The 9446-nt window shown below is 72.9% G+C and carries 9 protein-coding genes; 7 read left to right on the top strand and 2 right to left on the bottom strand.

The features are described from left to right. Positions 1–120: 120 nt before the first annotated feature. A complete protein-coding gene (paaK, locus tag IE265_RS35865) occupies positions 121–1467 on the bottom strand; it encodes a phenylacetate--CoA ligase PaaK (RefSeq protein ID WP_190039967.1) in 1347 nt (448 codons plus the stop codon). Continuing rightward, positions 1464–1850: a hydroxyphenylacetyl-CoA thioesterase PaaI gene (gene paaI, locus IE265_RS35860; RefSeq protein ID WP_190039970.1), complete on the bottom strand. Its 387-nt coding sequence runs from the start codon at positions 1848–1850 to the stop codon at positions 1464–1466. Before paaI ends, paaK begins: the two co-directional genes overlap by 4 nt. Positions 1851–2103: 253 nt before the next feature. Between paaI and IE265_RS35855 the strand changes: the two genes are divergently transcribed. The 7 genes from IE265_RS35855 to IE265_RS35825 all read left to right on the top strand — a co-directional run bounded on the left by IE265_RS35855 (position 2104) and on the right by IE265_RS35825 (position 9398). Then, positions 2104–3327 carry a thiolase family protein gene (locus IE265_RS35855; protein WP_190039966.1) on the top strand — a complete coding sequence of 408 codons (1224 nt, stop codon included), beginning with the start codon at positions 2104–2106 and terminating at the stop codon, positions 3325–3327. Between the two features lie 372 nt (positions 3328–3699). Beyond that, the gene (gene paaA / locus IE265_RS35850) at positions 3700–4677 is read left to right on the top strand and encodes a 1,2-phenylacetyl-CoA epoxidase subunit PaaA (RefSeq protein ID WP_190039965.1); all 978 of its coding nucleotides are present in this window, start codon (positions 3700–3702) and stop codon (positions 4675–4677) included. Further along, positions 4674–4970: a 1,2-phenylacetyl-CoA epoxidase subunit PaaB gene (paaB, locus tag IE265_RS35845; protein WP_190039964.1), complete on the top strand. Its 297-nt coding sequence runs from the start codon at positions 4674–4676 to the stop codon at positions 4968–4970. Before paaA ends, paaB begins: the two co-directional genes overlap by 4 nt. A 10-nt stretch (positions 4971–4980) precedes the next feature. After that, entirely contained in the window at positions 4981–5808 is an 828-nt protein-coding gene (gene paaC, locus IE265_RS35840; protein ID WP_190039963.1) for a 1,2-phenylacetyl-CoA epoxidase subunit PaaC, read from the top strand. Beyond that, positions 5802–6317: a 1,2-phenylacetyl-CoA epoxidase subunit PaaD gene (gene paaD / locus IE265_RS35835; RefSeq protein ID WP_190039962.1), complete on the top strand. Its 516-nt coding sequence runs from the start codon at positions 5802–5804 to the stop codon at positions 6315–6317. The genes paaC and paaD overlap by 7 nt, the downstream gene beginning before the upstream one ends. After that, positions 6317–7474, top strand: coding sequence for a 1,2-phenylacetyl-CoA epoxidase subunit PaaE (gene paaE / locus IE265_RS35830; RefSeq protein ID WP_190039961.1), 1158 nt, complete (start codon positions 6317–6319; stop codon positions 7472–7474). The genes paaD and paaE overlap by 1 nt, the downstream gene beginning before the upstream one ends. 559 nt (positions 7475–8033) lie before the next feature. Further along, positions 8034–9398, top strand: coding sequence for an FAD-dependent oxidoreductase (locus tag IE265_RS35825; protein WP_190039960.1), 1365 nt, complete (start codon positions 8034–8036; stop codon positions 9396–9398). Positions 9399–9446 lie beyond the last annotated feature (48 nt).

Genomic DNA, 9446 nt, shown 5'->3' with positions numbered 1-9446 from the left:
CCCGGGCCCGGACTCAGCCCGGGCCCGGGCCCGAAGCGGAGCCCGAGTCCGAGTCCGAGCCCGAGCCGAAGCGGAGCCCGAGTCCGAGCCGAGGCGCGGCCGCGGTCGCCGTCCCCGCGGTCAGCGGCTGCGGAGATCCCTGACCCGGCGGAGTTTGCCGAGCGAGCGCTCCAGGGTCTCCGGGTCGACGACCGTCACCTCGACGCTCACGCCCACCCCGTCCTTGACGCCCCGGACGATCGCCGCGGCGGCCGTCTCCCGCTGCTCCGGTCCCGCGCCGGGGCGCGCCTCGACGAGCACGGTCATGTGGTCCATGCGGCCGCGCAGCGCGAGCTGGATCTGGAAGTGCGGGGCGACCCCGGGGGTGCGCAGCACGATCTCCTCGATCTGGCTCGGGAAGACGTTCACCCCGCGCAGGATGATCATGTCGTCGCAGCGTCCTGTGATCTTCTGGATGCGGCGGAACGCGGGCCGGGCCGTGCCGGGCAGCAGCCGGGTCAGGTCACGGGTGCGGTAGCGGATGATCGGCAGGGCCTCCTTGGTGAGGGAGGTGAAGACGGCCTCCCCCTCCTCGCCCTCGGCCAGCACGGAGTCCGTGAGCGGGTCGACGACCTCCGGGTAGAAGTGGTCCTCCCAGACGTGCAGCCCGTCCTTGGTGTCCACGCACTCCTGCGCGACGCCCGGCCCGATGACCTCGGACAGCCCGTATATGTCGACGGCGTGGATGTCCATGCGCGACTCGATCTCGCGGCGCATCTCCTCCGTCCACGGCTCGGCCCCGAAGATGCCGACCTCCAGGGAGGTCGAGCGCGGGTCGATGCCCTGCCGCTCGAACTCGTCGAGCAGCGTGAGCATGTAGGAGGGCGTGACCATGATGATCTCGGGCCGGAAGTCCTGGATGATCTGCACCTGGCGGGCCGTCATGCCGCCGGAGGCCGGGATGACCGTACAGCCGGCCCGTTCGGCGCCGTAGTGCGCGCCGAGGCCACCGGTGAACAGCCCGTAGCCGTAGCTGATGTGCACCTTGTGCCCGGGGCGGCCGCCCGCGGCCCGGATCGAGCGGGCGACCACGTCGGCCCACATCGAGAGGTCGTTCTCCGTGTACCCGACGACCGTGGGGCGTCCGGTGGTGCCGCTGGAGGCGTGCACACGCCGTACGTCGGCCATCGGGACGGCGAACATGCCGAAGGGGTACGTGTCCCGCAGGTCGGCCTTCGTGGTGAACGGGAACCGGGCGAGGTCCTCCAGCGAGCGGCAGTCGTCCGGGGAGACGCCCGCCTCGTCGAACTTCTTGCGGTAGAGCTCCACGTTGTCGTACGCGTGCCGCAGGGTCGCCCTGAGCCGGTCGAGCTGGAGCTCCCGGAGCTGCCCGCGGCTCAGCCGCTCGCCGTCGTCCAGCAGGTCGCCGGGGAGGGGTCCGCCGAGGCGGGGTCCGCTCGCCGCGCCGCCCGTCGGTTTGGTGCTCATGGCGACTCCTTCGTCGTCGTGCCGATACTGCGGCTGCGTCCGCGGAACTCCGCGACCACCTGGTCGCCGCGCAGGACGCTCACGTCGTAGATGCCGCTGCGGCCGAACCGGACGCGTTCCTCGGCCCGCGCCACGAGTACGTCGCCCTCGTGCGCCGGAGCCACGAAGGTGATGTCGGCGCCCGCCGCGACGGTCACCGGCCCGCGGCTGTTGCAGGCGCAGGCGAAGGCGCTGTCGGCCAGCAGGAACACGAAGCCGCCGTGGGCGATCCGGTGTCCGTTCACCATCGCCGCGGTCACGGTCATCCGGAGCACCGCCGTGCCCTCGCCGTGCTCCAGCAGCTCGATGCCCAGGCCCCGCGAGGCCTCGTCCGCGGCGAACATCGCTTCCGCGGGCGCCGTCGCGCCAGTGGTCCGCGTCACCTTTTCCACCACCTTGTGTACCGACCGAACATTCGGTTAGCTTGCGGCACGGCCAAGTAATCCAGCCGTGCCACTGGGTGTCAAGAGGTGGAGTGCATGCCCCGGACCGTCCCCGACCGCACGGCCGGCGACCTGCCGACACCCGCCCGTGCCCGTCGTCGGGCGCCGATGACGCCGCCGTCCCGCCGGCCCGTTCCCGTGGAGGAGTCCGACCATGTCCGACGAGGTCTATCTGATCGACGGGGCCCGCACGCCGCAGGGCCGCTACGGAGGCGCGCTGGCCTCCGTGCGCCCCGACGACCTGGCCGCCCTGGTGGTCGGTGAGGCCGTCCGGCGCGCCGGGATACCCGGGGAGGCGGTGGACGAGGTGATCCTCGGAGCCGCCAACCAGGCCGGCGAGGACAACCGGGACGTCGCCCGCATGGCCGTGCTGCTGGCCGGACTCCCGCACACCGTTCCCGGCTACAGCGTCAACCGGCTGTGCGCCTCCGGGCTGACCGCCGTCGCCTCGGCCGCGCAGGCCGTCCGCTCCGGCGAGGCGGAACTCGTCGTCGCGGGCGGTGTCGAGTCGATGACCAGGGCGCCGTGGGTGATGGCCAAGCCCGGTACCCCCTGGGCCAAGCCGGGCGAGGTGTACGACACCTCCCTCGGCTGGCGCTTCACCAACCCGCGCTTCACCGCCGCCGACCGTGCCGTGCCCGCCGGCGCCGGACCCGGGACGGTACGGGTCACCCTGTCGATGGGGGAGACCGCCGAGGAGGTCGCGGCGCTCGACGGCATCACCCGCGCCGACTCCGACGCGTTCGCGCTGCGCAGCCACCGGAGGGCGGTCGCCGCGCAGGAGGCCGGGCACTTCGACCGTGAGATCGTGCCGGTGCCGGTGAAGGGCGGCGAGGTGACCCGTGACGAGGGGCCGCGGCCGGGCACGACGACGGAGAAGCTCGGCGCGCTGCGGACCATCTTCCGCCCGGACGGCATCGTCACGGCCGGTTCCGCCTCCCCGCTCTCCGACGGCGCCGCCGCGCTCGTGGTCGCGAGCGGTGCGGCCGTAGAGCGGTACGGCCTCACGCCCCGTGCCCGGATCGTGACGTCCGCCTCGGCCGGCGTACCGCCGCAGTTGATGGGCCTCGGCCCGGTCCCGGCCACGGAGAAGGCGCTCGCCCGGGCGGGCCGGGGGGTCGCCGACCTCGACGCCGTCGAGCTGAACGAGGCCTTCGCGGCCCAGGCGCTGGCCGTGGTCCGGCGGCTGAAGCTGGACGAGGCGAAGGTCAACGCCGACGGTGGCGCCATCGCGCTAGGTCATCCCCTCGGCTGCTCCGGCGCCCGCATCCTGCTGACGCTGCTCGGCCGCCTGGAGCGCGAGGGCGGACGGCTCGGGCTGGCCACCCTGTGCGTGGGGGTGGGGCAGGGGGTCGCGATGCTGGTGGAACGCGTGTGAGCCCTCTCCGGAGGGTCCCCGAACCCTCCGGACCCGCACGGCGTCAGCCGGCCTTGAGGGGCCGCCCGGCGTCACCCGGCGCCGCGGGGCCATGCGGCGCCGGCAGGACCGCCGGGAGTCCGCCCGCAACCCCGCCGCCGGTGCCCCGGGGTGGGGCGTCGGGTGGGGGCCCCGTGGTGTGGACCGGGTCCGGCCGGTCGGCCCGACGCAGCCGGGGTCGAGGGCCGGACCCGGAGCCGGAGCCGGACCCGGAGCCGGGGTGGTCCCCCTCCCCGGGGGCGCCGGCGGGACCCCGGCGCCCGGGTCTTGCCCGGTCGCCGGAAACACGTCACACTGAGACCGAACGAATGGTCGGTAGGGAAGCTGGTATCGATGACCACGACACACTCCGCCGAGGTGCCGCCCCAGGAGGACCTCCAGGAGCACTTCGACGCGACGATCGCGCGTGACCAGCGGATCGAGCCGCGCGACTGGATGCCGGACGGCTACCGTAGGACGCTGGTCCGGCAGATCGCGCAGCACGCGCACTCGGAGATCATCGGGATGCAGCCCGAGGGCGAGTGGATCACGCGCGCGCCGTCGCTGCGCCGCAAGGCGATCCTGTTCGCGAAGGTGCAGGACGAGGCCGGGCACGGGCTGTACCTGTACTCGGCGGCGGAGACCCTCGGCGCCGACCGCGCGGACCTGACGGAGCGCCTCATCGAGGGCCGCCAGAAGTACTCGTCGATCTTCAACTACCCGACGCCGACCTTCGCCGACGTGGGCGTGATCGGCTGGTTCGTGGACGGCGCCGCGATCTGCAACCAGGTCCCGCTGTGCAGGAGTTCGTTCGGACCGTACGCCCGCGCGATGGTGCGGATCTGCAAGGAGGAATCGTTCCATCAGCGCCAGGGCTACGAACTGCTGATGACGATGATGCGCGGCACCGAGGAACAGCGGGCCATGGTCCAGGACTCGGTGAACCGCTGGTGGTGGCCCTCCCTGATGATGTTCGGCCCGCCCGACGGCGACTCGCCCAACTCGGCGGCGTCCATGGCCTGGAAGATCAAGCGGCACAGCAACGACGAACTGCGCCGTCGATTCGTCGACATGACCGTGCCGCAGGCCGAGAAGCTCGGCGTCACCCTGCCCGACCCCGAACTGCGCTGGAACGAGGAGCTCGGGCACCACGACTTCGGCACCCCCGACTGGTCGGAGCTGAAGCGGGTCATCGGCGGCGACGGACCCTGCAACACAGAACGGGTGGAGCGGCGCAGGACCGCCCACGAGGAGGGCGCGTGGGTGCGTGAGGCGGCCACCGCCCACGCCGCCAAGCAGGCGGCCCGCGCACGTGAAGGAGCGACGGCATGACCGGCACGACCAAGGGCGACTGGCCCCTGTACGAGGTGTTCGTACGGGGCAAGCGCGGGCTGAACCACGTCCACGTCGGATCGCTGCACGCCGCCGACGACGCCATGGCCCTCACCCACGCCCGCGACCTGTACACCCGCCGCAACGAGGGCGTCTCGATCTGGGTGGTGCGCTCGGAGCACATCGCCGCGTCCACGCGCGACGAGAAGGACCCGTTCTTCGCCCCCAGCGCCGACAAGGTCTACCGGCACCCCACGTTCTACGACATCCCCGACGACGTCCCCCACATCTGAGGAGCAGGGAATGAGTGACGACCACGTCTACCTGTCCCTCGCCGAGGGACACGAGGACGACTCCAGGTGGGCGTACGGCACGGGCTTCGAGGACCCCCTGCACGGCGTGGACACCGCCGTGCCCGCGGGCATCGACACCGTCCTGCTCGCCGCGGACTGCCTGGCCCTCGCCGACGACGCCCTCGTCGGCGCCCAGCGGCTCGCCGAGTGGACCACCCGCGCCCCCGAACTGGAGGAGGAGGTCGCCCTCGCCAACATCGGCCTCGACCTCCTCGGCCAGGCCCGTCTGCTGTACGCGCGCGCCGGCCAGGTCGACGGCACGGGACGCGACGAGGACGCGTACGCCTACTTCCGCGACCCGGCGGAGTTCCGCAACGTGCGGCTGGCCGAACTCCCGCGCGGGGACTTCGCGTTCGCCGTCGTACGGCTGCTGGTGATGTCCAGCTGGCGCCTCGCGCACTTCGAGCGGCTCGCCTCCCACCCCGACCCCGTCCTCTCGGCGATCGCGGCGAAGGGCGTCAAGGAACTGACGTACCACCGGCAGTACGCGGCCGAGTGGGCCGTCCGCCTCGGCGACGGAACCGAGGAGTCGCACCGCCGGATGCGGGCGGCGATGGATCAGGTCGCCCCGTACCTGGGCGAGTTGTTCACCGCCCACGACGTGCGGGACGAGGTCGTCGCCGTGCTGCGCCAGGTGACGCACGCGGCCGGACTCCCCATGCCGGTGTACCGTCCGCTGCCCGGTTCAGGCCGGTCCGGCGAGCACACCGAGCATCTCGCCCCGCTGCTGGCCGAGTTGCAGAGCGTGGCACGCGCGCACCCGGAGGCGGCATGGTGAGCGTCCTGGCCGACGTGCGGCACGCCCGGTCCGTCGCGGAGCAGGTGCCGGACCCCGAACTGCCCATGCTCACCCTCGCCGACCTGGGCGTCCTGCGCGATGTCGAGCTGACCGCGGACGGCACCGTGGTCGCCAGCCTGACGCCGACCTACTCGGGCTGTCCCGCGATGGCCGAGATGCGCGCGGACGTGGCGGCCCGGCTGCGGGACGCGGGCTACGGGCACGTACGCATCCGTACCGTCCTGGACCCGCCGTGGACCAGTGACTGGATCACCCCCGAGGGCCGCCGCAAGCTCGCCGCGAACGGCATCGCCCCGCCCGGGGCCGCGCCGCGCCGCGCCGCCGGCCCGGTGCCCCTCGTGCTGACACCCACCCGGCGCACGGTGGACTGCCCGCGCTGCGGTTCGGCGGACACCGAGGAGACCTCCCGTTTCGCCGCCACGTCCTGCAAGGCGCTGTGGCGCTGCCTCGCCTGCCGCGAGCCGTTCGAGTACCTCAAGGAGATCTGATGGAAGGCCTGAGGCACGAGCCGACGGGTCGGACGGCGGACCCCGCCGCGCCCGCTCCGGCCGCCACCACCCCGGCGCCGCGCCCCCGTGCCCGCCGCCGCCCGGCCTTCCACGCCCTGCGTGTCGCCTCCGTGCAGCCGCTGTGCGAGGACGCCGCGGCCGTGGGCTTCGAGATCCCGGAGGAACTGGCCGGGGAGTTCGCCTTCGCCCCCGGCCAGTCGCTCACGCTGCGGCGCGAGATCGACGGACGGGACGAGCGGCGCTCGTACTCGATCTGCTCGCCCGCGGGCTCGGTGCCGCGCATCGGCGTGCGGGTCGTGCCGGGCGGCCTGTTCTCGGCGTGGCTCGTGGGCGAGGTGCGTCCCGGCGACACCGTCGAGGTGATGGCCCCCACGGGTGCCTTCACGCCCGACCTGACCGAGCCCGGCCACCATGTGCTGATCGCCGCCGGCTCCGGCATCACACCGATGATCTCGATCGCCGAGTCGGTGCTCGCGGCGGACTCCCGGTCCACCGTGACGCTCTTCTACGGGAACCGGCGCAGCGGCACGGTGATGTTCGCGGACGAGCTGGCGGACCTGAAGGACCTCCACCCGTCACGCTTCCACCTCGCCCATGTGCTGTCACGCGAGCCCCGCGAGGCCGAGGTGCTGTCCGGACGCCTCGACGCGGAACGGCTCGCGGCGCTGATCGAGTCCCTGGTCGACGTCGAGCGGGCCGACCACTGGTGGCTGTGCGGCCCCCACGGCATGGTGCGCGACGCCCAGCGGGTGCTGGCAGCGGCCGGAGTGGACGAGGCCCGGGTGCACCGGGAGCTGTTCTACGCCGACGACGAGCCCGTACGGGAAGTGCGCCACGAGGAGGCCGCGGCCCAGGGGCCCGTCAGCCAGGTCACGATCACCCTGGACGGCCGGTCCACGACGTCGGCCCTCGACCGGGAGCAGAGCATTCTCGACGGCGCCCAGCGGGCCCGCCCGGACCTGCCCTTCGCCTGCAAGGGCGGTGTGTGCGGTACCTGCCGGGCCCTGGTCACCGACGGCAAGGCCGACATGCGCCGCAACTTCGCCCTCGAGTCCGCCGAGATCGACGCGGGATACGTGCTCACCTGCCAGTCGTACCCGGTCTCCGACACGCTGACGGTCGACTTCGACAGCTGAACCGGGGCGGCGCGTCGCGGTGCGGCCCCGCCGGCCCCGCGCCCGCGGTGAGGGGCCGTGCGCCGGGGCCCGCCCGCTCCGGTGGTGAGGTCCACAGGGGTTCCACCGGGTCCGTAGGCGTGGGGCCTCCGCCCGTTGTTCCGGTCCCGGGCGGGCACGCCGGTCCGCGCGCCGCGGCGGTGCCCGGTCGCGCCGCCCGCGTCCCCGAGGGCTGGTCCCGACCGGTCCCACCGGCCGGGGTTGTCCCGGCCCCGGCGGATGCGTCCGGTGCGAGCCGCGGCACGGGGTCCGCCGGTCTCAGGGCCCTTTCCCGCGCGAGGCGCCCTCCGTCGAGCCCGCAGCGGCCGTCGTCCGACCGGGGCCGCCCGAAGCGTCCGCCGCGGCGGGCTGTAGCGTCCGACCAGGCGCTTCGCGCCGACCCGTACGTGCCCGTACGGGTCGGAGTCGACTCATAAACCGGATTTATGAGGTCATAGATCCAGCCCGGCTACTGACTTAGGCTTGCCTTAGTTTAGGCTTCCGGCGAGATCGACTGCCACCGCTCGAAGGGAACCTGAACATGCCTCGCCCCCTGCGGGTAGCCATCGTCGGAGCCGGTCCCGCCGGTATCTACGCCGCCGACGCCCTGCTGAAGTCGGGGGTGGCCGCCGAGCCCGGTGTCTCCATCGACCTCTTCGAGCGGATGCCCGCCCCCTTCGGCCTGATCCGCTACGGCGTGGCCCCCGACCACCCCCGCATCAAGGGCATCATCACCGCCCTGCACCAGGTGCTGGACAAGCCGCAGATCCGACTCTTCGGCAATGTCGACTACCCGGGGGACATCAACCTCGACGACCTGCGCGCCTTCTACGACGCGGTGGTCTTCTCGACGGGTGCCACCGCCGACCGCGCGCTCGACATACCGGGCATCGGCCTCGACGGCTCGTACGGCGCCGCGGACTTCGTCTCCTGGTACGACGGGCACCCGGACGTTCCGCGCACCTGGCCGCTGGAGGCGGAGAAGGTCGCCGTGCTCGGCGTCGGCAACGTCGCGCTCGACGTCGCCCGCATCCTCGCCAAGACGGCCGAGGAACTGCTGCCGACCGAGATCCCGCCGAACGTCCACGAAGGGCTCAGGGCGAACAAGGCGCTGGAGGTCCACGTCTTCGGCCGCCGGGGCCCGGCGCAGGCGAAGTTCAGCCCGATGGAGCTGCGGGAGCTGGACCACTCCCCGAACATCGAGGTCGTCGTCGACCCCGAGGACATCGACTACGACGACGGCTCGATCGCGACCCGCCGCGGCAACAAGCAGGCCGACATGGTCGCCAAGACCCTGGAGAACTGGGCCATCCGCGACGTCGGCGACCGCCCCCACAAGCTCTTCCTGCACTTCTTCGAGTCGCCGACGGAGATCCTCGGCGAGGACGGCCGTGTCGTCGGGCTGCGCACCGAGCGCACCGCCCTCGACGGCACGGGCAACGTGAAGGGCACCGGCGAGTTCAAGGACTGGGACGTCAGCGCGGTGTACCGGGCGGTCGGCTACCTCTCCGACAAGCTCCCCAAGCTGCCCTGGGACGTCGAGTCCGGCACGGTTCCCGACGCGGGCGGCCGGGTGATCCAGGAGACCGGTGAGCACCTTCAGTCGACGTACGTGACGGGCTGGATCCGGCGCGGTCCCGTCGGTCTGATCGGTCACACCAAGGGCGACGCCAACGAGACCGTCGCCAACCTGCTGGACGACCACGCGAACGGCCGGCTGCAGACCCCCGCCTCCCCCGACCCGGAGGCCGTGGACGCCTTCCTCGCCGAGCGGAACGTGCGCTGCACGACGTGGGAGGGCTGGTACCGCCTGGACGCCGCGGAGAAGGCGCTCGGCGAGCCCGAGGGCCGTGAGCGGGTCAAGTACGTCGAGCGCGAGGACATGCTCAGGGAGAGTGGCGCGTAACACGTCCCCGGGCGTCAGCCCGCGCTGACCAGTCCTTTTCGAGTGGCC

Origin of the sequence: Streptomyces fructofermentans (assembly GCF_014651055.1) — a bacterium.
Lineage (GTDB): Bacteria > Actinomycetota > Actinomycetes > Streptomycetales > Streptomycetaceae > Streptomyces > Streptomyces fructofermentans.
This window is presented reverse-complemented; position numbering and strand designations above follow the sequence as displayed.

Coding starts and splice junctions, on each gene's coding strand:
- paaK (WP_190039967.1), bottom strand. CDS start 1,467: ATGAGCACCAAACCGACGGGCGGCGCGGCGAGCGGACCCCGCCTCGGC.
- paaI (WP_190039970.1), bottom strand. CDS start 1,850: ATGTTCGCCGCGGACGAGGCCTCGCGGGGCCTGGGCATCGAGCTGCTG.
- IE265_RS35855 (WP_190039966.1), top strand. CDS start 2,104: ATGTCCGACGAGGTCTATCTGATCGACGGGGCCCGCACGCCGCAGGGC.
- paaA (WP_190039965.1), top strand. CDS start 3,700: ATGACCACGACACACTCCGCCGAGGTGCCGCCCCAGGAGGACCTCCAG.
- paaB (WP_190039964.1), top strand. CDS start 4,674: ATGACCGGCACGACCAAGGGCGACTGGCCCCTGTACGAGGTGTTCGTA.
- paaC (WP_190039963.1), top strand. CDS start 4,981: ATGAGTGACGACCACGTCTACCTGTCCCTCGCCGAGGGACACGAGGAC.
- paaD (WP_190039962.1), top strand. CDS start 5,802: ATGGTGAGCGTCCTGGCCGACGTGCGGCACGCCCGGTCCGTCGCGGAG.
- paaE (WP_190039961.1), top strand. CDS start 6,317: ATGGAAGGCCTGAGGCACGAGCCGACGGGTCGGACGGCGGACCCCGCC.
- IE265_RS35825 (WP_190039960.1), top strand. CDS start 8,034: ATGCCTCGCCCCCTGCGGGTAGCCATCGTCGGAGCCGGTCCCGCCGGT.